Below are 24171 nucleotides of genomic sequence, written 5' to 3'. Positions count from 1 at the left end.
GGTCGTTTACCCGATCAGTTCAGGACGACGACCTTGGTGCCGACGTTGACGCGGCTGAACAGGTCGATCGCATCCTGATTGATCATGCGGATGCAGCCCGACGAGACGCTCTTGCCGATCGAGTTCGGGTCGAGGGTGCCGTGGATGCGGAACAGCGTGTCCTTGTTGCCCTGCCACAGGTACATGGCCCGGGCGCCGAGCGGGTTGCGGTTGCCGCCGGGGACGCCGACGCCGCTCGGCAGCGTGTCGACCTCGCGGGCGAGGTGCGGCGTCCGGGCGATCATCTCCTTGGGCGGGTACCAGTCGGGCCAGGCCTGCTTCAGGTTCACCGTGGCGGTGCCCGACCACGAGAAGCCCTGCTTGCCCACGCCGACGCCGTAGCGCCGCGCCCGGCCGTCGGCCTGGACGAGGGTGAGCTGGTGCGCCCGCGGGTCGACGATGATCGTGCCGGGCTCGTAGGGCCCGGTATAGGCGATCTCCTGGCGCAGGAACGCCGGGTTGGTCTTCTTCCAGTTGAACGCCGCCACCGGGAACGCATCGTCGGCGATCGCGGCATAGGCCTTGTCGTAGCTGATCGGGCCGTTGTCGATCGGCCGGTTGATCGCGGCGGCCATGGCCGGGGAGAGCTGGTTGGCGCCGGGCTTCGGCCCGACGGTGAGCGGCGCGGCGGGCGCGTCGGCCGGGCTCTCGGACAGCGTCTCGGGCGGGCGCTCGGCGAGCTGCTGGCGCTCGGGGGCGAGGCGGCGCTCGGACGTCGCGGCGCGATCGGGAACGGCGCGGCCGAACTCGACGCGGCCGGCATAGGGCTCGTAGCGGCCGGCGCGGAGGCGGTAGAGCGCGCCGGTCTGGTCCTGGAACAGGCGGTCGTCGTCGCCGACGCCGTCGATGGCGCTCGAGGCGAGGGTGCCCCGTCCCTGGGCGTGACCGGGCGCGGTCGCGGACAGGCTCGCGAGGCTGGTCATCGCGCCGACGAGCAGAAGGCTTCGCAGGGTATTCGACATGGCGGTTCGAAACGTCCTTGATCCGAGGTCCCCGGGTCGGCGCGGGGCCGGCACGGAACCTTGAGTCACGCGGTCGTGCAGCGGCGGCCGCGATCCGGTGGTGACGATCCAAGGCTTAGCAAGTCCCGGCCCGTCGCGTCATCCTCCGCAGCGTCCCGGACGCCGTTTCATCGCGTGCCGTCGATTCCTTGCAACGGTCGGCGCCGAGCGCGCGCTCGTCTATCGAGAATCTGCCGGGTCGCGAGATCTGCAGTGCAGAGCCGGTGCGTGGCCGGAACGGGAGGCGAGAGCTGGATCGCAGCATCCGGGCGCCCGTCGGCACCCGCCCTTTACCATGCCCGATCGTTCCCGGCAGAGCGGGGACAAGTTGCGGAGACGCGATTGATTTGTCGCCCCTCTTGGCGCCAACAGTATCGCAGATCACACCATCTTCGGACATCGACCCGTGTCATCCGCTTCGAACTTGCGCGCGCGCCTCGCGGCGTCGCTCCTGGCGCTCGCCTGCGTCGTCGCGATCCCGGCCGTCGCCCGGGACGCCGCGAAGCGTCCGGAGCGCCCGCGCCCGGTCCAGACCGTCGAGCCGGACGCGTCCGAGCCGAAGGCCGCCTGGACGGCGGGGACCGCGCCGCCGGATTGCACGCGTGCCCGCCGCAAGTTGTGGCAGCCCGAGCAGGGCTGGATCGTGAAGGCCATCACCACCTGCCATTGAGGCTGCGATCCGGCATCCGATCTCGGAGACGTGATCGGTTGATCCGTGGGCCATGCACCCGCACGGGATGCCCGTGGATTGGGCGGATTCCGGCGATCGCATCCTGCCCAGGCATCGTTGCCCTGAAACCCGGCACCGGGTGCTCGCGGGACGGCCGCATCCCGTCCCGTCGCCGGGCCCATTGCACCCCGAAGGTCCGACCCTCCGGAGCGCCGGTTCGTCAGGCCGGGGCATCCGGCGTCGCGTCCGCGTCTGGCACGGTTGCTGCTTGGGGTGGTGCGCTGCGCCATGCGCGGCACGCTGGGCAACGAAGCCTCGCAATGCGGACGGTGTGAGTCCGGTTCCTCCGGCATGAGCGGCTGCGCCCGAGCGCCCGCCCGATCAAGACGAGCACCCACGATGGCCTCCTTCAAGACCGTGATGAAGTCGGGACATCCCCCGACGCTGTTCGCCGCCTTCCTCTACTTCGACTTCTGCTTCGCGATCTGGGTCCTCAACGGCGCCATGGGGCCGTTCATCACCGAGACCTACAAGCTCTCCCCGGCCCAGACCGGGTTCATGATCTCGCTGCCGATCCTCGCCGGCGCGATCATGCGCTTCCCGCTCGGGGTGCTCGCCCAGTACATCGGCCGGAAGAACGCCGCCATCACCGAGATGAGCGTCATCATGCTGGCGATGGCCTACGGGTTCTTCTTCATCTCCAGCTACAACGACGTGCTCGCCATGGGCGTGCTGCTCGGCATCGCCGGCGCCTCGTTCGGCGTAGCCCTGTCGCTCGGCTCGGGCTGGTTCCCGCCGGAGCACAAGGGGCTCGCGATGGGCATCGCCGGCGCCGGAAATTCCGGCACCGTGCTCGCCGTGCTGTTCGCGCCGCCGCTCGCCCAGGCCTACGGCTGGCAAGCGGTCTACGGCTTTGCCGGCTGCGTCATGGCGATCCCGCTCATCGTGATGATCGTCCTCGCCAAGGAGCCCCCGGATCTCGAGCACCAGTCCTTCAAGGACCACATCTCGTGCCTGTTCACCAAGGACGGCTGGGCCTTCTCGCTGATCTACGTCATCACCTTCGGCGGCTTCATCGGCCTGTCGAACTTCCTGCCGACGTTCTTCTACGAGCAGTTCGCGGTGACCAAGGTCGAGGCCGGCCGTCTCACCATGCTCGCCGCCTTCATGGGCTCGGGCATCCGCATCCTCGGCGGCTACTTCGCCGACCGCCTCGGCGGCATCGCCGTGCTCTCGGTCGTCCTGCTCGCCTCGATCGCCTCGTTCCTGGCGCTGACCGCGACGCCGTCGCTGGCCGCGACCACGATCCTGTTCATGCTCTGCTTCGCCGCGCTCGGCGCCGGCAACGGTGCGCTGTTCCAGCTCGTGCCGCTGCGCTACCCCACCAACACCGCAGTGTCAGGCTCGATGATCGGCGAGATCGGGGCGCTCGGCGGCGCGATCCTGCCGAACGTCATGGGCTTCTCGAAGCAGTATACCGGCGCCTTCGCCACCGGCTTCGTCGTCTACGCCGTCTTCGCCGGGATCGTGCTCGGCTGCCTGTTCCTGTGGCAGCGCAAGTGGGTCGGCACCTGGGTCGGCCCGCGCGGCAAGGTGCTCGATCCGTCGGCCACCCCGGCCGCGAACGACGGCATGCGCGCCGCCACGGCCTGAACCCTCCACCATCGTCACGGATTAGCACGGGGGCTTCGGCCCCCGTTTTTCGTTTCGCCCCCAGCCGACGGCGAGAAGGGCGAGCGGGGACGGCGAGACGCGACCGTCGCGTTCGCTGCCTCAGCCCGGCGCGAGGGACGCGCAGTCCGGTGCCGTGCTCGGCACGCCACGGGTGCGATCGACCCGCCCCCGCCTCACTCGCGCTGCCCGAGCCACCCCGACGCCGCCATCGGCCGCCGTCGCGGTGGATTGCGCCTGCGGAAAAAACCAGGTCTTTGTCACCGACGGTTGCACTCCAGCATCGGCCGAGCGTACTGAATACGTAATGCGAAACGTCGCATCCGGTCGCGAGGCCAGGGTGCCGGCGAGGACCGCCACAAGGCGGCTGCGACAAAAATCCTGCCGGAGGATCGACGCCATGATCAAGCGCCTGAGCGCCACGAACAGCGTGCTGTTCCTGCTCTGCCTAATGTACTTCATCACCTATCTCGACCGCGTGAACATCGCCACCGCGGGCGCCGTGATCATCAAGGATCTCGGCATGTCGAACACCCAGTTCGGCCTGATCCTCTCGGCCTTCGCCTACCCCTACGCGATCTTCCAGGTGATCGGCGGCTCGGTCGGCGACAAGTTCGGCGCGCGGCGCACGCTGCTGGTCTGCGGCCTGATCTGGGCCACGGCGACGATCCTCACCGGGTTCGTCGGCGGCCTCGTCAGCCTGTTCCTCGCCCGCGTGCTGCTGGGCTTCGGCGAGGGCGCGACCTTCCCGACCGCCACCCGCGCCATGCAGAACTGGACCGCGCCCGGACGGCGCGGCTTCGCGCAGGGCATCACCCACGCCTTCGCACGGCTCGGCAACGCGGTCGCGCCGCCGATCGTCGCCTTCCTGATCTACCATTTCGGCTGGCGCTCGAGCTTCGTCATCCTCGGCGCGATCAGCTTCGTCTGGGTCGTGGTCTGGTACCTGTACTTTCGCGACGACCCGTCCGACCACAAGTCGATCACCCGAGCCGAGCTCGACCAGCTGCCGCCCCCGCGCAAGGTCGGCGCCAAGCAGTCGGTGCCGTGGGGCGCGCTGACCAGGCGCATCCTGCCCGTCACGATCACCTATTTCTGCTACGGCTGGACCCTGTGGCTGTTCCTCGGCTGGCTGCCGAGCTTCTTTAAGCAGAGCTACGGCCTCGACCTGAAGAACTCGGCGCTGTTCGCCTCGGGCGTGTTCTTCGCCGGCGTCGTCGGCGACACGCTGGGCGGCGTGCTCTCCGACCGGATCTTCGAGAAGACCGGCAACCTCAAGCTCGCGCGCCTCTCGATCGTCGTGATCGGCTTTCTCGGCGCGGCAGCGAGCCTGACCGGCGTGTTCTTCACCCGCGACCTCACCTACGTCGCGCTGCTGCTGTCCTCGGGCTTCTTCTTCGCCGAGCTGGTGATCGGGCCGATCTGGTCGGTGCCGATGGACATCGCGCCGAAGTTCGCCGGCACCGCGAGCGGGCTGATGAACACCGGGTCGGCGGTGGCGGCGATCGTCTCGCCGATCGTGTTCGGGCTCATCGTCGACGCGACCGGCGACTGGACGCTGCCGTTCGCGGGCTCGATCGGCCTGTGCCTGCTCGGCGCGGCCACCGCCTTCACCATGCATCCCGAGCGGCCCTTCGTGGAGCCGGCCGAGGCCGGTCTCGTCCCGCCGGGGGCGACCCATCCGGCACGCTGAGAGGATGCCGATGACGGAGACCCGACGCGAAGGCCCGCTCGCGGGCGTCAAGGTGGTCGAGCTCGCCCACATCATGGCGGGCCCGGTCTGCGGCCTGATGCTTGGCGACATGGGCGCCGAGGTGATCAAGGTCGAGAAGATCCCGGGCGGGGACGACACCCGCCGCTCGGTGCCGCCCGCGATCGAGGGCGAGAGCGCCGCCTACATGATGATGAACCGCGGCAAGCGCGGCCTCGCCCTCGACCTTAAGAGCGAGGCCGGCAAGGCGGTGCTGCACCGCCTGCTCGCCGATGCCGACGTGCTGATCGAGAACTACCGCGCCGGCACGATGGAGAAGCTGGGCTTGAGCTACGAGGCCCTGCGCGAACGCTACCCCGCCCTGGTCTACTGCTCGCTCTCCGGCTTCGGCCGCTCCGGCCCCTACGCCGAGCGCGCCGGGTTCGATCTCGTCGCGCAGGGGATGAGCGGGCTGATGAGCGTCACCGGCGCCGGGCCGGGCGAGCCGCCGATGAAGTGCGGGCCGCCGGTCACCGACATCACCGCCGGCATCCTCGCGGCGATGGGGGTGCTCGCCGCCTACACGCACCGGCTCAAGACCGGCCTCGGCCAGGTGGTCGACACCTCGCTGTTCGAGGCCGGCATCACCTTGACCTACTGGCAGTCGGCGATCGCCATGGCGACCGGGATCGCGCCGGGGCCGATGGGCTCGGCCCATCCGCTGAATGCCCCCTACGAGGCGTTCGAGACCGAAGACGGCTGGATCACCATCGGTGCGGCCAACCAGACCAACTGGCTGCGCCTGCTCGACGTGCTCGGCGCCGCGGAACTCGCCGCTGACCCGCGCTTCGCCCTCAATGCCGGCCGCATGGAGCATCGGATCGCCCTCGCCGAGGCGCTGGCGCCGTTCTTCCGCAGCGCCACCTCCGAGGCCTGGCTCGCGCGCCTGGAGGCGGGCGGCGTGCCGGCCGGGCCGGTGCTCGACGTCAACCAGATGCACTGCGACCCGCACACGCTGGCCCGCGAGATGGTGGTCCCGGTCGATCATCCCCGCGCCGGGACGATGACGACGCTCGGGCTGCCGGTGAAGTTTTCGGCGACGCCGGGCAAGGTCCACGGCCCGGCACCGCTCTTCGGCGAGCACTCGCGCGCGATCCTGCGCGGGGCCGGCTACGACGCGGCGGCGATCGACGGCTTGATCGCGGCGGGCGTCGTGGGCGAGACGACGGCGTGACGATTGGAGAGGTTTTCCACCATGAGCGACGCCGCCCCGACCGATGAGCTGCTGGTCTCCCAGGACGGCGCGATCGCCCGCATCGTCCTCAACCGGCCCCACGCCCGCAACGCGCTGACCTTCGCGATGTACGAGGGCCTGGTCACGCAGTGCCTGCGGATTCAGGAGGACGCCTCGGTCAAGGCGCTGGTGATCACCGGCGCCGGCGAGAAGGCATTCGCCGCCGGCACCGACATCGCCCAGTTCCGCAGCTTCGAGACCGCCGAGGACGCGCTCGGCTACGAGCGCTTCATGGACCGGGTGCTCGGCACGCTGGAGCGGATGCGGGTGCCGACCATCGCGGCGATCGCGGGCGCCTGCACCGGCGGCGGGGCGGCGATCGCCGCCGCCTGCGACCTGCGCATCGCCACGCGCGACGCCCGCTTCGGCTTCCCGATCGCCCGCACGCTCGGCAACTGCCTGTCGCAGGGCAACCTCAAGCGCCTGTCGGACCTGATCGGCCCGGCGCGGGTCAAGGACATCATCTTCACCGCCCGCCTCGTCGGCGCCGAGGAGGCGCTCGCCATCGGCCTCGTCGGCGAGGTGGTGGCCGATGCCGCCGCCCTGGCCGCGCGCGCGACGGAGCTGGCGACGCTCCTGACCGGCCACGCCCCGCTGACGATGCAGGCCACCAAGGAAGGCCTGCGCCGGCTCGCCGAGGAGGCCGCCGCCCCCGAGGGCGAGCCGCAGCCCGGCGACGACCTGATCCTCAGCTGCTACATGAGCCGCGACTTTCGCGAGGGCATGGAGGCGTTCCTCGCCAAGCGCACGCCGGACTGGCAGGGGCGCTGATCCGCTTTCCCGCACGGGCGATCGAACCTCGCTCGATCCGCATTGGGTCGCCCGTTCGCCGCACATCCCCTCGCTCCGCCTGCGGGGAGAGGGCCGCGACGACCTCGTCGTCGGCGCGGCGCGGCGGCAGCCGAAGGTGAGGGGGCTTCGACGAAGGAGCTTCGTTCGTCCCCACCCCCTCACCCTCGCTACGGCTTCGCCTCCGCTTCCCGCAGGCACGACGAGGTGCCTGCGGGCCTCTCCCCGCGTGCGGGGAGAGGGGAGAAGGGCCGCGCTACCGCGTGGACGGCAGCAGCAGGTCCGGCAGCCACAGGGCGATGCCCGGCACGAGGCACAGGATCAGGATCGCGACCGCCATCAGCACCACGAAGGGGAGCGTGCCCCAGATGATGTCCGAGAGCGGGATGTCGGGGGCGATGTTCTTGATGACGAAGATGTTGAGCCCCACCGGCGGGTGGATCAGGCCCATCTCCATGGTGATCGTCATCACCACGCCGAACCAGACGAGGTCGAAGCCCGCGGCCTTAAGCGGCGGCAGGATGATCGGCGCCGTCATCAGGATGATCGAGACTGGCGGCAGGAAGAAGCCGAGCCCGATCACCAGCCCGAGGATCGTCGCCAGCAGCACCCAGGGCGAGAGCTGCATCGCCACGATCGCGGCGGCGGCCGACTGCGAGATGTGCAGGTAGCTCATCACGTAGGCGTAGAGCAGCGACATGCCGATGATCAGCATCAGCATGGTCGATTCGCGCAGGGTCGCGGTGAGGATCGGGCTGACGTCCCGCGGGCGCCAGACGCCGTAGATCGCCGCGATCAGGCCGAGCGCCAGGAGGCCGCCGAGGCCCGCGGTCTCGGAGGGCGTCGCGTAGCCGCCGTAGAGCGCGACCATCACGCCGGTGAGCAGCACCACGAAGGGCAGCACCCGCGGCAGCGTCTCGAACCGCTGGCGCATGCTGTAGGTGTCCTCGGCGAGGATCGGCGACTGGACGCCGCCCCGCTCGTAGGCGGCCTTCGCGGTGGCGTACTCGGCGCGGAAGCGGAACATCGCCCACGCCGCGAACAGCCCCACCAGCAGCAGCCCCGGCCCGATGCCGGCGAGGAACAGGCGCCCGAGCGACTGCTCGGCGGCCACCGCGTAGAGGATCATGGTGATCGACGGCGGCAGCAGGATGCCGAGCGTGCCGCCGGCCGCGATGATGCCGGCGGCGAAGCCCGGCGAGTAGCCGCGCTTGCGCATCTCCGGGATGCCGGCCGAGCCGATCGCCGAGCAGGTCGCGGGCGAGGACCCCGCCATGGCGGCGAACAGCGCGCAGGCGAAGACGTTGGCGATGCCGAGCCCCCCGGGGATGCGGTGCATCCAGGCATGCATCGCCGAGTACAGGTCCTGCCCCGCCTTCGAGCGCCCGATCGCGGCGCCCTTCAGGATGAAGAGCGGGATCGAGAGCAGGGTGATCGAGGCCATCTCCTCGTAGACGTTCTGCGCCACGGTATCGAGCGAGGCCGACGGCATGAAGAAGAACATGAACGCCAGCGCGACGAAGCCGAGCGCGAAGGCGATGGGGATGCCGGCCAGCATCGCCGAGAGGGTGGCTCCGGCATAGAGGAAGCCGATCGCGGCGGTGCTCATCGGGTGATCCTCGCGGTGTCGACGGTGTCGCCCATCGGGTCGGTGCCGCGCGGCGTCGCGTCGGGCCGCCCGTGCATGTCCTTGTTCAGGTCGGCGCCGACGCCGATCTTCGGCGCGACCCAGCCGGCGGAGTTCGGGCCGTAGGTCAGGGCCTGGACGATCTGCACGGCGAACTGGATGCCGAGCAGGCTCATGCCGACGGCCATCAGCGCGTAGGGGATGGCGAGCGGCGGGCCCCAGCTCGATTGCGAGACCTGCCCGTCGACCCAGGCCTCGTGGAACAGCGTCCAGCTCTTCCACGCGAAGAACACCACGAAGACGAAGCTGATCACGTCGGCCATGAGCAGGCGGGCGCGGTTGACCTTGGGCGACAGGAACCCGGTCAGCGCCTCGATCGCCACGTGGCCGCGCTTGGCCTGGACCGCGGCGGCCGAGAAGAAGGTCGCGCCGACGATCAGGAACACGGCCATCTCGTCCTGCCAATCGGTCGGCTCGTGCAGGACGTAGCGGATCACCACGCTGTAGCTCAGCACGAGGCAGGCGCCGACGAGCGCCAGCCCGCCGAGCACCATGATCACCCCGTTCAGGCGCTTCATCGCGCGATCCATGACGCCGAGCGCGCCGGGGATCCGGGGCTCGGCGACCGCCTTCGTCTCGGAGGCGGCCGAGGCCGCGTCGAAGGCGTGGCTCATCGTGTGTGCTCCCGATGCCGACGCCTCGGGAGCGTTCCGCGGCACCGGCCGCGGCGCGCATTCGCGCTTGCCGGCCGTTGGCCGGATGGCCAGGACTGCGCTTGCCTCGCGCTCATGCGACCTGCTCCGCGAGCTTGAGGAGCTCGGCGCACTGCGCGTTCTTGGAGGCGTAGTCCTTCCACGCCGTGTCGCGGGCGATGTCGCGCCACTGCCCCATGGTCTTCTCGTCGAGGTTCTGCACCTTGGCGCCGGCCTTCGCGAAGACCTGCTCGACATGGGTGTCGTCGGCCTTGGCGCCGTCCTGGCCGAAGGATTCGAGCTCGGCGCCGACGGTCATGATCAGGTCCTGCTGGTCCTTCGGCAGGCCGCTGAAGATCGACTTCGACATCATGATCGGCTCGAGCATGAACCAGTACGAGCGCTCGCGGCCGGAGGTGAGCGCCTTCGACAGCTCATCGAGGCGGAACGAGATCAGGCTGGTGGAGGAGGTGATGACCGCGTCGCACGCGCCGGTCTGCATCGCGGCGTAGGATTCGCTCGACGGGATCGAGAGGGTGGCCGCCCCCGCCTGCTTCATCATCAGGTCCATCTCGCGCGAGCCGCCGCGGACCTTGAGGCCCTTGGCGTCGGCCGGCGCGTAGAGCGGGCGCTCGCGGCTGGCGACGCCGCCCGCCTGCCAGACCCAGGAGACGAGGATGATGCCCTTGGCGTCGAGGATCTCGGTGAGCTTGCGGCCGACCGGCGCCGCCTTCCAGGCGACGCCCTGCGCGTAGGAGGTCACCAGCCCCGGCATCAGACCGATGTTCAGCTCGGGGATCTCGCCGCCGGCGTAGGGCGACGGGTAGAGCGACATGTCGAGCGCGCCTTTGCGCATCGCGCCGAACTGGGCGTTGGTCTTCATCAGCGACGAGCCGGGATAGACCTGCACCTCCAGCGCGCCCTTCGAGCGCTCGCCGACGGCCTTCGCGAGCTTCCGGCACATGCGGTCGCGGAAGTCGCCTTCGTCAATGGTGCCGCCCGGGAACTGATGCGAGAGCTTCAGCACGGTCGCGGCCTGGGCCGCGCCGAGGCCGAAGCGCAGCAGGGCCGGCGCGGCGAGGCCGCCGGCGAGGAGGGCGCGTCGGGTCGGCATCATGATGTTTCTCCCGCGTCGCACAATCGCGACTGTATTGTTTTGCGCCGCACAATATACGGGATGCAACGCTTGGTATACATTGAAGGGGCTCTTGTATATTTTGTCAACGCCCCTGCATAATGAGCGGAGAGAAAACGTTGCGCCCGGGAGGGGTTCGGCGATGAGCCAGGCACAGCGCCTGCGGCAGACCATCGAGGACGAGATCGTGGCCGGCCGCTTGGCCGTCGGCGCGCGCCTCGACGAGGTGGTTCTCGCCGAGCGGTTCGGGGTGTCCCGGACGCCGATCCGCGAGGCGCTGCTGCAACTGGCGGTCACCGGGCTCGTCGAGACCAAGCCGCGCAAGGGCACCATCGTCAGCGCGCCGGAGCCGCAGCTCCTGCTGGCGATGTTCGAGACCATGGCCGAGCTGGAGGCGGCCTGCGGCCGCTTCGCGGCCCGGCGCCTGACGCCGGACCACGAGGCTGCGCTGAAGGCGGCGCTCGCGGCCTGCGAGACCGCCGCCGCGGCCGGCGACACCGAAGGCTACTACGCGGAGAACCACGTCTTCCACGCGGTGGTCTACGGCGCCTGCGGCAACGCCTTCCTCGCCGAGCAGGCGCGCCTGCTTAGCCGGCGGCTCGCGCCCTATCGCCGCCTGCAGCTTCGGACGCGGCATCGGCTCGGTCAGTCGCTGGCGGAGCATGACAGCATCGTCGCGGCGATCGTCGGCGGCGACGACGCGGCGGCCGCCGAACGGCTGCGGACGCACGTGGTGGTGCAGGGCGACCGCTTCTCAGACCTGGTCGCCGGCCTGCGCTCCCTCGGCAACGCCGCCTGAGCCACCGACCGGACGGAACCATCCGGCTCGGGCGGGCAGCGGGAATTGCATTTACCGCGATTGCGATCGGAGCGGGCGTCTACGCAGAACAACTCAACCACAGATTGTTTTTGATGGTACGATCCTTCGTCCTGGGGCGTGCGGGTCGGAGTCGTCGATGCTCAAGCACTTGGTGAAGACCGCGGGCCGGAAGGCGGGTCTCGACATCTTCCGGGCGAGCACCGATCCGTTCCGGTGGAGCCACACCGTCCACGATTACTATCCGGTCGCCCCGCAGGCGCGCTGGCAGCCGCAGACCCTTCCGCACAGCCGCCTGCGAACGGCGCTCGACCAGGGCCGCCCGGATTACGAGCGCTTCGTGTCGGCGCTGGAGGACCACGCGGCGCTGATCCACGGGGTCGCCCACGCGCCCGACATCGCCAACCCGATCGCGCCGTGCTGGAACAACACCTGGTTCACGGCGCTCGATGCGGCGGCCCTCGTCACCTTCCTCGCCTGGAAACGGCCGGCGCGCTACGTCGAGATCGGTTCGGGCACCTCGACCTGCTTCGCCCGCTACGCCGTCGAGGCCCTGTCGCTGCCGACGCGGATGACCTCGATCGATCCCAACCCGCGCCGGCACATCGACCAGATCTGCGACCGGGTGATCCGCCAGCCGCTCGAGGTCTGCGACCTCGCGGTCTTCGACGCGCTGCAGGCCGGCGACGTGCTGTTCTTCGACGGGTCGCACCGGGCCTTCGCCAACTCCGACGTGGTGGTGTTCTTCTTCGAGATCCTGCCGCGGCTGGCCCCGGGCGTGATCGTGCACATCCACGACATCTTCATCCCCGACGACTACCCGACCGCATGGAACTACCGGCTCTACAACGAGCAATACCTGCTCGCCGCGATGCTGATGTGCGGACGGCCGCCGTTCAAGGTCACGGCGCCGATCACCTATCTCTGCCAGGATGCCGGCTTCGGCGAGCGGGTGAAACGGGTGTTCGCGGCGCCCGCCGGCGGCCCGGACATCCCGTTCCACTACCCGAACGACACCGGCCTGCCGGGCGCCTCGTTCTGGTTCGAGATGACGGACGCCGACTAAAGCCTCAGTCGGCGGCGTCCGCTGGCAGGTCGGCGGAGGCCTCGCCGAAATTGGCGGCGATCACCGGCTTCTTGCCGCGGATGTGCTCGCGCATCAGCTGGGAGAGCGCGGTGCCGTCGCGGGCCCGCAGAAGCTGCACCATGCGGTCGTGCTCCTCGATCGCCCGGGTCCACTGCTCGGGCGTCTGGTGCGCGGAGTAGCGCGAGCGCTGGATGCGGCCCGACAGGCTGCGATAGATCCCCGCCAGCGTCGCGTTGCGGCTCGCGGCCATGATCGCCTCGTGGATCTGGCGGTTGAGGCGGAAGTAGCCGGCCTCGTCGGAGGCCTTCCACATCCCGACCATCGCGTCGTGATCCGCCTGGATCGCGGCGATCTCGTCCTCGGTGACGGTGCGGCAGGCGAGGTCGGCGGCCGTCGCCTCGAGGCCGGCGATGACCTCCATCATCTCCTCGATCTCCACCTGGGAGATGCTGGCGACCCGCGCCCCGCGATTGGGCAGCAGCTCGAGGTGGCCTTCGGTGGCCAGGATCTTGATCGCCTCGCGAAGCGGCGTGCGCGAAATGCCGAAGCGTTCGGTGAGCTCGCCCTCGTTGACGCGCGCCTTGGGCTCCATCTCCCCGGATTGAATCAGCGCCCGGATCCGGTCCGCCACCTCGTCGTGAAGATAACGTCGATTGATGCCGAGGCCGGGATCGATCTTGTTCATGCGTTCGATGCAATCGCGGGCGAGCAGGAGGCGCCCCTGTTTAGGCGCCTCCGAAATCAGTGTCGAGGCATCAGGGCTCGGTCCAGGATCCTGATCACATGTTCTGCCTCCAACCCGAGCCCGTCGTGGATCTGGTGGCGGCAGCTGGTGCCGTCCGCGACCACGAGATCGCCGGGGCCGGCCTTGCGCAAGGCCGGAAACAGCGACAGCTCGGCCATCGCCAGCGAGGTGTCGATGGTCTCGGCGCCGTAGCCGAAGGCGCCGGCCATGCCGCAGCAGCTCGATTCGATCGGGCGCACGTCGAGCCCGGGCACGCTGCGCAGCACGCTCTCCACCGCGCCCATCGCGCCGAAGGACTTCTGGTGGCAATGGCCGTGCAGATGCGCGACGCGGCCCCCCTGGTCGGCGAAGTCCGGCGCGATCAGGCCGGCCTTGAGGTCGGCGGCGAGCAGCTCCTCGATCAGCAGGCTCTGCTTGGCCAGCAGGTTCGCGTCCGGCCCGGGCAGCAGGGCGACGAACTCGTCGCGGAAGGTGAGCAGGCAGGACGGTTCGAGGCCGACGACGCGGGCGCCGGCCCTGACGAAGGGCAGGAGCGCGTCGAGCGTCCGTCGCGCCTCGGCCCGCGCCCGGTCGGTCTGGCCCGAGGCGAGCCACGTCCGCCCGCAGCAGAGCGGGCGTTTGCCCTTGGCGGGAAAGACGCGGTGCAGCCGATAGCCGGCGGCGACGAGCACCCGCTCGGCCGCCTCCAGGTTCTCGCGCTCGAAGGCGCGGTTGAAGGTGTCGCCGAACAGGATCACGTCGCGGTGCTCGCCCACCACGTCCTGCGGATGGGCCGGCTCGCCGGTCTCCTTCCAGGGCCTGCGCCAGCGCGGCAGCGAGCGCCGGGCGGAGAGGCCGGCGACCTGCTCGGAGATCCGCGCCAGCGCCGGCACCCGGTCGCGCAGGTTGAGCAGCGGCGCGAGCCGGGCGGCGATGCCGGCGTAGTGCGGCATCGCGCCGATCAGCCGGTCCTTCAGCGGCAGGCCGTGGCGGGCGTGGTAGTGGTGCAGGAACTCGACCTTCATCCGCGCCATGTCGACGCCGGTCGGACATTCGCGGCGGCAGGCCTTGCACGAGACGCAGAGGTCCATCGTGCGCTTCATCTCGGGCGACGTGAACGCGTCCTTGCCGAGCTGGCCCGAGATCGCCAGCCGCAGGGAGTTCGCCCGGCCGCGGGTCAGGTGCTGCTCCTCGCGCGTGACGCGGTAGGACGGGCACATCGCCCCGCCGGCGAGTTTCCGGCAGGTGCCGTTGTTGTTGCACATCTCGACGGCGCCGCCGAAGCCGCCGGCCTCGGGCCAGTCGAGCGCCGTCGCCTGCGGCTCGCTCACCCGGTAGTCCGGCGCGAACCGCATCAGCGTGTGGTCGTCCATCCTGAGCGGGCGCACGATCTTGCCCGGGTTCAGGCGGTTCTCCGGGTCGAACGCGTCCTTCACCGTGTCGAAGGCGCGGGCGAGGCGCGGCCCGAACAGGGGCGCGATGTATTCCGAGCGCGAGATGCCGTCGCCGTGCTCGCCGGAATACGAGCCCTTGTAGCGGCGCACCAGCTCGGAGGTCTCCTCCGCGATGGCGCGCATCTTGGCGACGTCGCCGCCCAGCTTCATGTCGAGGATCGGGCGGACGTGCAGGCAGCCGACCGAGGCGTGGGCGTACCAGGTGCCCCGCGTGCCGTGCTTGGTGAACACGTCGGTGACGGCGTCGGTGTAGTCGGCGAGGTGCTCGAGCGGCACCGCGCAATCCTCGATGAACGAGACCGGCTTCGCGTCGCCCTTCATCGACATCATGATGTTGAGGCAGGCCTCGCGCACCTCCCATACGGACTTCTGGCGCGACGGCTCGTGGATCTCGACCACCGCGTCGGGGAAGCCGTGGTCGGCCATGCAGGCGTCGAGGCGCTTCAGGTCGCGCTTCAGCCCGGCGAGATCCTCGCCGGCGAACTCCGCGAGCAGAAGGCAGTTCGGCGTGCCGCGGGTGATGTCGGCGAGCGTCGCGCGAAACAGCGGGATGTCGGCGCCCAGCACCAGCACGTTGTTGTCGACGAGCTCCACCGCCACGGGGTCGAGGTCGACGATGTGCCGCGTGGTCTCCATCGCGGCGCGGAACGACGGGAAGTGGCACACCCCCATCACCCGGTGCGCCGGCAGCCGCGAGAGCTTCAGCGTCACCGCGGTGGTCGCCGCCAGGGTGCCCTCGGAGCCGACCAGCAGGTGGGCGAGGTTCGGCCGCGCCTCGATCAGCGCATCGAGGTTGTAGCCGCCGACCCGGCGCTGGACCTTCGGGTATTTGTCTCGAATTTCCTGGCGCTCCGATTCGGCAAGCGCGATCATCTTGCGCGCGAGGTCTTCCGCGCGGGCCGAGCCGGTGACGCCGTCGGACGCGTTGCCGGTCAGCCCGAAGCCGAAGGCCTCCGCATCGTGGAACAGCGCCTCCATGGCGAGCACGTTGTCGCTCATCTTGCCGAAGCGCAGCGAGCGGGCGCCGCAGGAATTGTTGCCGGCCATGCCGCCGATGGTGCAGCGGGTCGCCGTCGAGGGCTCGACCGGGAAGAACCAGCCGTCGGCCTTCACGCGGGTGTTCAGGCGCTCCAGCACCATCCCCGGCTCGACGGTGACGGTGCCGGCCTCGGCGTCGTAGTCGCGGATGCCGTTGAAGTGGCGGGAGCAGTCGACGACCAGCCCGGAGCCGATCGGCTGCCCGTTCTGCGAGGTGCCGCCGCCGCGCATGATCACGGGCACCCCGTGCTCGGCGGCGATCGTCAGGGTCGCGGCGATGTCGGCCGCGCTCCGCGGCAGCACCACGCCGGCCGGCATGATCTGGTAGATCGAGGCATCCGTCGCGTAGCGTCCGCGCGTGAAGGCGTCGAACCGGGCCTCGCCCTGCAACGCCTCGGCGAGACGCCGCGCAAGACCCGCTCCGTTCCGCCCCGCGACGCGTGCGCCCTGTCGTGCACCCTGGGGCGCCGTTCCAACCGCCACCTGCTCGGCCCTCCGTGCGACCGAACGCGGCCGCCTCTCCTAAATGTATTCAAAATTCATTTTTAGGGAAAGATGGCGCGCATCGCCTTCGCGATCCCGCTCGGCCATGGCACTATGGCGCCGCAACCCCGCCCAGAGGCAAGCCTTCCCGTGACGATCGATCTCTACAGCGACACCCAGACGCGGCCGACGCCGGGCATGCGGGAGGCGATGGCGCGCGCGGTGGTGGGCGACGAGCAGTCGGATTCCGACCCGACGACGCGCGAGCTCTGCGACCGGGTCGCGGCGCTGCTCGGCCAGGAGGACGGCGTGTTCATGCCCTCCGGCACGATGTGCAACCTGGTCTCGATCCTGGTGCAGACCCGAGCCGGCGACGAGATCGTGGTCGACGACCAGTCGCACATCTATAACACGGAGGCCGCCGGCTCGGCCGCGATCGGCGGTGTCTCGGTGAGGGCGCTCCCGACGCCGGCAGGCGTCTACACGCCCGAGGCGTTCCGGGCCGCGATCCGTCCGCCGGCGCGCACCGCGCCGCGCAGCGCCCTCGTCTCCATCGAGCAGACCACCAGCTTCTCCGGAGGCTCGGTCTGGGAGCTGGCCGACATGCGGGCGATCCGCGACATCGCCCGCGCGCATGGCCTCAAGGCGCATATCGACGGCGCCCGTCTCCTCAATGCGGTGGCCGCCACCGGCATCCCGGCGAAGGACTACGCCGAGGGGTTCGACAGCGTCTGGCTCGACCTCAGCAAGGGTCTCGGCTGCCCGGTCGGCGCGGTGCTGTGCGGCTCCCGCGACTTCGTCGTCGAGGCGTGGCGCTGGAAGTACCGCCTCGGCGGCGCCATGCGCCAATCCGGCGTGATCGCGGCCGCCGGCCTCTACGCGCTCGACCACCACGTCGATCAGCTGAAGACCGACAACGCGCATATCCGGCTGATCCACGCGGCAATCGCCGACGTGCCCGGCCTGCATTTCGACCCGACGGCCGGGCAATCGAACATCCTGTGCTTCGGCGTCGCCGGCCTCGGCGTCACCGCCTCGGACTTCGCCGAAGCCTGCCTCGCGCACGACGTCCGCATCCGCGCCATCGGCAGCCAGATCCGGGTCACGACCCATCTCGACGTCGACCGCGCCGGCGCCGAGCGGGCCGCCGAGGTGATCCGTGCGACGGCGTTTTCGTTTGCCGAGCGCCGGGGGGGCGTTCGTTGATGGTCGAACCCTGACGGGTGATACCCACATCGAGGGTCCGCATTCGACCCTTTGCAAACATCAGAAAGGTCGCTTGCGACTGTCGACGAGGCAAAGGCCTACGGTCGGGTTGGATAGATCTCCGCCGGCCTGTGTTCTATTGTGTAAGTACGACCTTGCCGTTGACGGGCCCGACACCCTTGGGCACCGGCACGCTCGTCGCGTCGTAGTTCGCGTTCAGATACAGTGTTGGACCGTCGTAGAGGTCGAGGAGCTGCACGGCGATGACCGTGTAGGCCGACTGATCGCTCACGGCCGCGCTGCCGTCGATGATGAGCCGACCGGCTGGCAGGTAGATCGTGCCCAGCATCGTGCGGGCATTGTTGCTGATGATACGGTACTCGCGCAGCGGCTTCGAGGGGGGAGATGGCGGGGGCGGGGGTGAGCCTTTCGGGCCCGGTGGTGGTGGAACCGGCGCGGACACGCTTGGCTGCTCTGTCATCAGGAAGCCCGCCAGGGGGCCGCTCACCGGTGCCGACAGGCTGATCGTGGTGTTGGCATCGAACCGCAGACCAGCGGCGTCGCCCATGAAATAGAACCCGACATTCTGACCCGACATGCTGGCTTGCTGATCCACGATCAGCGGACCGTCCTTGATGATGTAGACGCCCGGGTTGAGCGTGACCTTGGCCGTTCCGGTGATGTGCAGGCCGCCGCAATACGTGCCGGGATCAAGCGTCGTGCTGGCCGTCACCGCAACGTTGCCGGCTGCTGGTCCTCCCGGTCCCTTTCCTGGGCCAGGGCCGGCCGCCGAACTCACCGTCACGCAGCCCCCGGGAGGCGGTGCGGTCACGATGCTGGCCAAAGGATCGTTGATCGCAGGGCAACCCGTGGTCACAGGCGGCGCGAAGTTGGCGCGGGCTGTGCTCGATCCACCGACGCTGCAGATCCTGTCAGCCTTGGCGATGGCGTTGTCGTCACCCTGGATCGCCTTGGCATCTTTGGAGTTGGCATAAAGGGAGCAAGACGTCGCCGACAGGTTCGCGTTCTTCTCCAGATGCAGGCTACCCGTAGCAGCGGGATCGAGGGTGAGCAGGCACAGGCGCATCTTGCCCATGACCGTCGCGGTCGAGCGGGCTGTGATCGGCACCACCTTCACGCCGACGAAGGCTCCGAAGGTGAGTTTGAAATTGTCGGTCGCACTGGCTGGGACGCCGGTCTTGTCACTGGTGACCGACACCTGCACGGTCAGGGGCCGATCAGGCGGGGAGGGTGCATTTTCGACGATGATCCGCTGAACGATGCTGGCCACCGCAGTCGAATTCGATGGCGCGAGCTTCAGGGCATTACCTGCCGCGAGCGTGGCATTGTCGACGGCGCTCTGCAATTGGCTACGGCGATAGGCTATGCGGCTGTAATTGATGCCGCCGCCAACCAAGCCAAGGAGGACCACGCTGGTCAACGCGAAGATCAGAGCGACTGCACCGCGGCGATCCGCATGGAAGCGTTGCCAGGTCTGCAGCGCGCGCTGCCAGTAGGGGACACGGTACGCGTGGGTGCGGCTTTGCCGAGCCATTCAGGTACCGTTTGCGAGCGAGTTCCCCCGAACGCTCACACAGCAGCACACACACGTTAAAGATGCATTGGCTCTTGGTCTTCAGCGCCTCGGTCTCTGCGACGTGCCCAGTCCCGAACCTCGCCTACACCTCGACGGCAGGCTTGGATTGAAGGCAAAACGTCCGCTTCGGGGCAAACGGCCAGGGTCCGGTTGCCAATCTTCTCGGAGGTTTGGCTACAGGTACCAAGCGTCGGATTTCGACTCCTGGCAGGGTGGGCGCCGGTCGGCAGGGCCGCACGGCGCCCGCATCGTCCCTGAGCTACTCGGCCTTGCGCTTGACGATGGCGAGGGTCTTCGGATCGAGCTTCAGGTCGAACTGCTTGCCGGAGCCGTCGACGGCATCGTCGACCTCGATCATGCCGTCGTCCAGCTCGATCTCCTTCCACTGGGTGAAGCCTTCCTGCTTCAGCATCGCCTCGACCTTGGCCTGCTGGTCCGGCGGCAGCTTCTCGTCGGCCCGCGCCGCACCGGACAGGCCGGCGGCGAGGACGAGGGCGAGGACGGTGGAGGTCGGGCGCATGGCGGTTTCCCTTCGTGGTTGTCGACCGGCGGAGAACAGCCGCGCGAGGAGCCGGTTCCTGAGGTTGTCAGGCTCATAGGCGCCGCCTAGGCTTACTTTCCCGTAAGCCGAAGGCTCCTCACGTCATGGTCACCCGCGTCGCCACCGTCGCCTTCGAGGGCATCGAGGCGCGTGCCGTCGACGTCCAGGTGCAGATCATCCCCGGCGCGGTGAACTTCACCGTGGTCGGCCTCGCCGACAAGGCGGTGGGCGAATCGCGCGAGCGCGTGCGCGGCGCGCTGATCGCCTCGGGGCTGGCGATGCCGGCCAAGCGCATCACCGTGAACCTCGCCCCCGCGGATCTGCCCAAGGAGGGCTCGCACTACGACCTGCCGATCGCGCTGGGCGTGATGGCGGCGATCGGCGCGCTGCCGGCCGACGCGCTCGCCGGCTACTGCGTGCTGGGCGAGCTGGCGCTCGACGGCACGATCACCGCGGTCAACGGCGTGCTGCCGGCGGCGATGGCGGCGGCCGCGCGCGGGCTCGGGCTGATCTGCCCGGCCGCAACCGGGCCCGAGGCGGCCTGGGCCGGCGGCGACCTCGACGTGCTGGCGCCGCGCTCGCTCATCCAGCTCGCCAACCACTTCAAGGGCACGCAGGTGATGGCCCGGCCGGTGCCGGCGGTCGCCGCTCCCGGGGCGCCCCTGCCGGACCTCCGCGACATCAAGGGCCAGGAGGGCGCCAAGCGCGCGCTGGAGATCGCGGCCGCCGGCGGCCACAACCTCTTGAGGTTGTGGCCCATTTCATTGCCTCTTTAGAGCCTGGCCCGTAGGGTCTGGATCATGGCAGCCAAGGCTTACAGCTATATCCGGTTCTCCCGCCCCGAGCAGATGCGGGGCGACAGCCTCCGCCGGCAAACGGAGGCTGCCCAGGAATGGGCTGCGGAGAAGGGTCTCGTCATTGACGAGAGCCTCACGGACCTCGGCATCAGTGCCTATAGGGGCCTCAACCGGACGCGGGGAGCACTCGGCAAGTTTCTGAAGCTCGTCGAGGAGGGCCAGATCGCGCGGGGATCGTACCTGGTCATCGAGAGCCTTGACCGCTTCAGCCGCGAGAGCGCCCTCGACGTCCTGGAGGAGTTCAACAAGCTGCTGAAGGCGGGCATCAACGTCGTCACACTGATCGACCGGCAGGTCTATTCCAGGGAGCGGATCGAGGCCGAGCCCTTCGCCCTGTTCGGGTCGCTCATGGTCATGATGCGAGCCCACGAGGAGTCGAAGACCAAGGCCATCCGGCTCGCGAAGTCCTGGATGAAGAAGCGCGGCAACGCCTCGACTCAGGTGATCACGGCTCGGGTGCCTGGCTGGCTCCGCGTTGTCGATGAAGACGGGACGCGCAGGATCGAGTTCAAGCCCGGTCAGGGCGGGCTACCTTCGGGGCGTGACATCGTCCGTCGCATCTTTTCCGATACTCTCAGAGGCTACGGCAAGCGTCGGATTGCAACGAGGCTCAACCAGGCCATGGTTCCGACCTTCGATGGCGGGAAAGCATGGCATGCCTCCTACATCCAGAAGGTGCTGCAGAATCGGGCCGTCCTCGGCGAGATGCAATCGTATCGTCGGGACGAGCAGGGGGAACGCCATCCCGTAGGCTCACCGATCCGAGACTACTACCCGGCCGCCGTGGACGAGGGCGAGTTCATCCAGGCAAATGCCACCAAGGCAAGCCGAACTGGTGCTGCGGGAAAGCACGAGACCACGGGTGTAGCGAACCTATTCCGCGGCTTGGCCTTTTGCTCCTGCGGCGGGAAGATGAAGCGGATCAACAAGGGCGTGCCTCCGAAGGGCGCTGCCTACCTGACATGTGCCGAGGCGGGCCGTGGGGCCTGCAATAACACTCGAAACTGGCGGATCGATTGGGCCGAAAACCAGATGCTCGGATCGACCGTGAGGCTCGACCTCGACAAGGTGCTGGCCAAGGCCAACGAGGAGCCGGCAGCAAGGAGGCTGACCGTTGCCGACCTTGAGGCCAAGGTAGAGGCGCTGAACACGAACCTGGCCAACATCCGCGGCGCGGTGGAGGCCGGGGTAAGCGGGTATCTTGAGCGGGCCATCGAGATCAGCGCGGAGATCAAGGCCACCGAGACGGAGCTGAGCGAAACGAAGCGCCAAGCCGTCATGGGCGCCCACGAGCCATCAGGCGAGCGCCGGCGGGCATTGATCCAGGACCTGCGGGCCCGCCTTGCTGATGCCAGCCCCGACGAGCGTGCCGACCTCCGGACGCGATTGGCCCAGCAAATCCGGGGCACGGTCAAGAAGGTGGTGTTCGAGCCCGACCGGATCACCGCGACCTACAAGGGCTACCGCATGTTCGGGAAGGTGGCCGTGGCTGCCGAGGTCCCGGTCCTGCTGTTTTCGGATAACCCCGACGACCTGCTCGACATGGCCCAGTTGGCGCTCGAACCGGAGGTGCTGGAACGGCAGGACAGGCTGTTGGCGGAGTTCATTCGGCGGGCAAGGGTCAGGCGAGAAGCCGAGCGACAGACCCTCCCCGACGAGGAGGACGTGATCGCAGCGCCCCTGATGTGAGCCTGAATTGGGTCGAGTTCAAAGGGACCGACCGTGCAAGACCAGGGACCTGCGTACGGTTAATTTGTCGTTCGCTGGGGTCACGCGATTGCCAAGGGCTAGCAGGCCGTGATGGTTAATTTCGGTTGAATCTCCAAAGCTTGGAACCCGCGCGTTGCCGCTCAAAACCGCCGGCGAAACAACGCCAACCTTGGTTTTCCTAAACGCAAGGTCGCAGGTTCAAGTCCTGCCGAAGACGCCAGCACTTAGCGCCCGTGGGCGCCGCGCTGAAGGGATTTCCGTAGGGACCTTCTGTGCGCCTCTGCACGCTTGTATGCGCTTGCTACCGGAGAGCCAGCACGAACGAGCCTCAATCGATCTCGTTCGCTATGAAACGTGGGATTTGACCTTCTCCGCCGCAGGTCCTGCAAAACTCGCTGTCGCCGTTTCTGCACGTGGGGCATGTGACGAAGGTGTAGTCGCTCCGGTCGATCTGGTCTGCGAACCTACGATCTAAGCTGCCTTCACCACCGCAGGCACGGCACGGCCTATCGCACCATTCGCCCGACCCTTTGCAGATCGGACAGGTCTGGCTTTCATACTGACTGGTGTCGACCTCGTTTGCGAAACGGCGTTCCATTTCCCCATCGCCTTGGCATACGGGGCAATCTGCACCGAAAAATGTGCCGTCGCCCTCGCAGAGCGGACACTTGACTGATTCGAAGTCTCGAAGGTCGACCTGATCACGCTGACGTCGATCCAGCGTTCCGTTGCCGCCGCATGCCGGGCAACTCGATCCGTTTCGAACACCAGATCCATTGCAGAGTTCGCAAGAGACCTCGTCCCATTCACTGGGGTCGACCTGTTCAGCGTAGCGGCTCTCCATTTCGCCATCGCCGTTACAAGCTGGGCAATCACCTCCTCTGAAGGCCCCTTTGCCTCTGCATAGTGGGCAAGCCACATCTGTGAAGCGGTCGAGATCGAGGTTGCTGATCTGGCGGGTCGTCAGTTCGCCATCGCCACCACAAGCGGGGCAGTCTTGATGCTTGTGTTCGCCGGTGCCCTTACAAAGAGGACAGTTTTCGTAGCCAGCACGTTGGGCGAACTCTGCCTTAACCTCGCTGGCAATCTTCAGTGTAGCTTTGAAGTTCCTCGGGGCCATTGCACTGGCAGCCAAAGCCTTAAATTTTGGCTGCATTGCCTCATAGGCGGCGTAGTCAGGGTCCTCTTTAGAGCTTGGCGCCATCTTTCCAACTTGATGGATCGCCTTAGTCGCGAGACCTTCGACGGCCGCAACTTGCTCCGGCGTCTTCGCCGCGGCTAATTGCTTATTCAAGCTGTCACATGCTTTGAGCATTGTGTAGAGGCGGCCAGTAACCTGCGCCTGTAGCTGCCAGAGGCCACGACGATAATAAGTAATAGTAGACTTAAATTCTTTTACAAAACTCTTTGCCTCTTTTTCTGGTCCGTATCCACCATGGTCGAACTTGGTGTGGTGATTTGCGCAGAGCCAAATCAAATTCCCCGGATGATTATTTTTAGATCTAGCGACAGGGTCTATATGCGCAGCCTCGCACGAATTGCCATTCTTTAGGCAAATCGCACATTCTCCGCTTGCCTCCTCTTTGATTTCACGAATTATGCCTGAGGGAATTGGAGGTCTGGCGCCAGCCTTCGACGGCCAAGGCAAATTTAGCCAGTCATTAAATTCGATTAGATCGTCCTCGTTTACGAATAATCGCCCGCCATCTTTACGAACTTTCAGCTTTCGCTCAGCGCCCTGCTTTGGCGCATAGCTGGCTAACCACTTCAGCAGCCTAGGTGATAGGCCAACGAGCGCTGCGGCTTCGAATTCGTTTAGCTCGTCCTTGAGCTTGGTAGGAGCAGTTGGCTTCGGGCGTTTCACGGATCGAACCCACACGGATAAGGATCGAACACTCCAATGCCATCGGAGCACTCGCTAAGATAGGCCCTATGCCGGCATGAGGGCAGCTTCTGGCGGCTAAAGAATCGTGCGGTCGGCGACGTTCGATGAACGTTGACGAGCGTTCCATCAGCTGGGCCGATCAGCGTGCTCAGAAAATCCTACGT

At 67.9% G+C, this 24171-nt stretch carries 18 protein-coding genes and 1 pseudogene; 10 read left to right on the top strand and 9 right to left on the bottom strand.

What is annotated here, in order from left to right; all coding sequences use genetic code 11:
• Positions 1-14: 14 nt before the first annotated feature.
• On the bottom strand, positions 15-1001 hold the full coding sequence (locus tag MKK70_RS09210) for a L,D-transpeptidase (RefSeq protein WP_243947103.1): 987 nt from the start codon (positions 999-1001) through the stop codon (positions 15-17).
• Between the two features lie 445 nt (positions 1002-1446).
• On the opposite strand from MKK70_RS09210, the gene MKK70_RS09205 reads away from it, so the two are divergent.
• The 5 genes from MKK70_RS09205 (at position 1447) to MKK70_RS09185 (ending at position 7136) form a co-directional block, all read left to right on the top strand.
• Positions 1447-1710 carry a hypothetical protein gene (locus MKK70_RS09205; RefSeq protein WP_243947101.1) on the top strand — a complete coding sequence of 88 codons (264 nt, stop codon included), beginning with the start codon at positions 1447-1449 and terminating at the stop codon, positions 1708-1710.
• Between the two features lie 399 nt (positions 1711-2109).
• Positions 2110-3363, top strand: coding sequence for an MFS transporter (locus MKK70_RS09200; RefSeq protein ID WP_147728409.1), 1254 nt, complete (start codon positions 2110-2112; stop codon positions 3361-3363).
• A 418-nt stretch (positions 3364-3781) separates the two neighbouring features.
• Positions 3782-5074, top strand: a complete 1293-nt coding sequence (locus MKK70_RS09195) for an MFS transporter (RefSeq protein ID WP_243947099.1) — start codon at positions 3782-3784, stop codon at positions 5072-5074.
• 10 nt (positions 5075-5084) lie between these two features.
• Positions 5085-6305 carry a CaiB/BaiF CoA transferase family protein gene (locus tag MKK70_RS09190; protein WP_243947097.1) on the top strand — a complete coding sequence of 407 codons (1221 nt, stop codon included), beginning with the start codon at positions 5085-5087 and terminating at the stop codon, positions 6303-6305.
• Between the two features lie 21 nt (positions 6306-6326).
• Positions 6327-7136, top strand: coding sequence for an enoyl-CoA hydratase/isomerase family protein (locus MKK70_RS09185; RefSeq protein ID WP_243937584.1), 810 nt, complete (start codon positions 6327-6329; stop codon positions 7134-7136).
• A 274-nt stretch (positions 7137-7410) separates the two neighbouring features.
• Here MKK70_RS09185 and MKK70_RS09175 read toward each other — a convergent pair whose 3' ends face one another.
• The 3 genes from MKK70_RS09175 to dctP all read right to left on the bottom strand — a co-directional run bounded on the left by MKK70_RS09175 (position 7411) and on the right by dctP (position 10590).
• Positions 7411-8763, bottom strand: coding sequence for a TRAP transporter large permease (locus MKK70_RS09175; RefSeq protein ID WP_243947095.1), 1353 nt, complete (start codon positions 8761-8763; stop codon positions 7411-7413).
• Positions 8760-9455, bottom strand: coding sequence for a TRAP transporter small permease (locus tag MKK70_RS09170; RefSeq protein ID WP_243947093.1), 696 nt, complete (start codon positions 9453-9455; stop codon positions 8760-8762). The genes MKK70_RS09175 and MKK70_RS09170 overlap by 4 nt, the downstream gene beginning before the upstream one ends.
• Positions 9456-9567: 112 nt before the next feature.
• Positions 9568-10590: a TRAP transporter substrate-binding protein DctP gene (gene dctP, locus MKK70_RS09165; protein WP_243947091.1), complete on the bottom strand. Its 1023-nt coding sequence runs from the start codon at positions 10588-10590 to the stop codon at positions 9568-9570.
• A gap of 160 nt (positions 10591-10750) precedes the next feature.
• On the opposite strand from dctP, the gene MKK70_RS09160 reads away from it, so the two are divergent.
• Together MKK70_RS09160 and MKK70_RS09155 are read left to right on the top strand one after the other, a co-directional pair.
• Positions 10751-11407 carry a GntR family transcriptional regulator gene (locus MKK70_RS09160; RefSeq protein ID WP_147843307.1) on the top strand — a complete coding sequence of 219 codons (657 nt, stop codon included), beginning with the start codon at positions 10751-10753 and terminating at the stop codon, positions 11405-11407.
• 157 nt (positions 11408-11564) lie between these two features.
• A complete protein-coding gene (locus tag MKK70_RS09155; RefSeq protein ID WP_243947089.1) occupies positions 11565-12491 on the top strand; it encodes a class I SAM-dependent methyltransferase in 927 nt (308 codons plus the stop codon).
• 4 nt (positions 12492-12495) lie between these two features.
• On the opposite strand, the gene MKK70_RS09150 is transcribed toward MKK70_RS09155, so the two are convergent.
• Both MKK70_RS09150 and MKK70_RS09145 read right to left on the bottom strand, forming a co-directional pair.
• Positions 12496-13197: a GntR family transcriptional regulator gene (locus tag MKK70_RS09150; RefSeq protein ID WP_147726689.1), complete on the bottom strand. Its 702-nt coding sequence runs from the start codon at positions 13195-13197 to the stop codon at positions 12496-12498.
• 56 nt (positions 13198-13253) lie between these two features.
• Positions 13254-16211 (bottom strand): FAD-binding and (Fe-S)-binding domain-containing protein, encoded by a 2958-nt coding sequence (locus MKK70_RS09145; protein WP_243947086.1) that lies wholly within the window; start codon positions 16209-16211, stop codon positions 13254-13256.
• 114 nt (positions 16212-16325) lie between these two features.
• Here MKK70_RS09145 and MKK70_RS09140 point away from each other — a divergent pair, with 114 nt between their 5' ends.
• Positions 16326-17417: a threonine aldolase family protein gene (locus tag MKK70_RS09140; RefSeq protein WP_243947116.1), complete on the top strand. Its 1092-nt coding sequence runs from the start codon at positions 16326-16328 to the stop codon at positions 17415-17417.
• Positions 17418-17553: 136 nt separating this feature from the next.
• Here the strand turns inward: MKK70_RS09140 and MKK70_RS09135 are convergent, their stop codons facing one another.
• The gene (locus MKK70_RS09135) at positions 17554-18972 is read right to left on the bottom strand and encodes a TadE/TadG family type IV pilus assembly protein (protein ID WP_243947084.1); all 1419 of its coding nucleotides are present in this window, start codon (positions 18970-18972) and stop codon (positions 17554-17556) included.
• A gap of 301 nt (positions 18973-19273) precedes the next feature.
• The gene (locus tag MKK70_RS09130) at positions 19274-19534 is read right to left on the bottom strand and encodes a PepSY domain-containing protein (protein ID WP_147729719.1); all 261 of its coding nucleotides are present in this window, start codon (positions 19532-19534) and stop codon (positions 19274-19276) included.
• Between the two features lie 125 nt (positions 19535-19659).
• Here MKK70_RS09130 and MKK70_RS09125 point away from each other — a divergent pair.
• Positions 19660-20313: pseudogene (locus MKK70_RS09125) on the top strand (magnesium chelatase domain-containing protein); the annotation flags it as partial.
• A gap of 42 nt (positions 20314-20355) precedes the next feature.
• On the top strand, positions 20356-22101 hold the full coding sequence (locus tag MKK70_RS09120; protein ID WP_243947082.1) for a recombinase family protein: 1746 nt from the start codon (positions 20356-20358) through the stop codon (positions 22099-22101).
• A gap of 349 nt (positions 22102-22450) precedes the next feature.
• Here the strand turns inward: MKK70_RS09120 and MKK70_RS30835 are convergent, their stop codons facing one another.
• On the bottom strand, positions 22451-23986 hold the full coding sequence (locus MKK70_RS30835) for an HNH endonuclease signature motif containing protein (protein WP_243947080.1): 1536 nt from the start codon (positions 23984-23986) through the stop codon (positions 22451-22453).
• Positions 23987-24171 lie beyond the last annotated feature (185 nt).

This window comes from Methylobacterium sp. E-041 (assembly GCF_022829665.1).
In the GTDB taxonomy this organism is placed as follows: domain Bacteria; phylum Pseudomonadota; class Alphaproteobacteria; order Rhizobiales; family Beijerinckiaceae; genus Methylobacterium.
The sequence above is the reverse complement of the archived record's forward strand: the minus strand, read 5'-3'. Positions and strand labels throughout refer to the sequence as shown.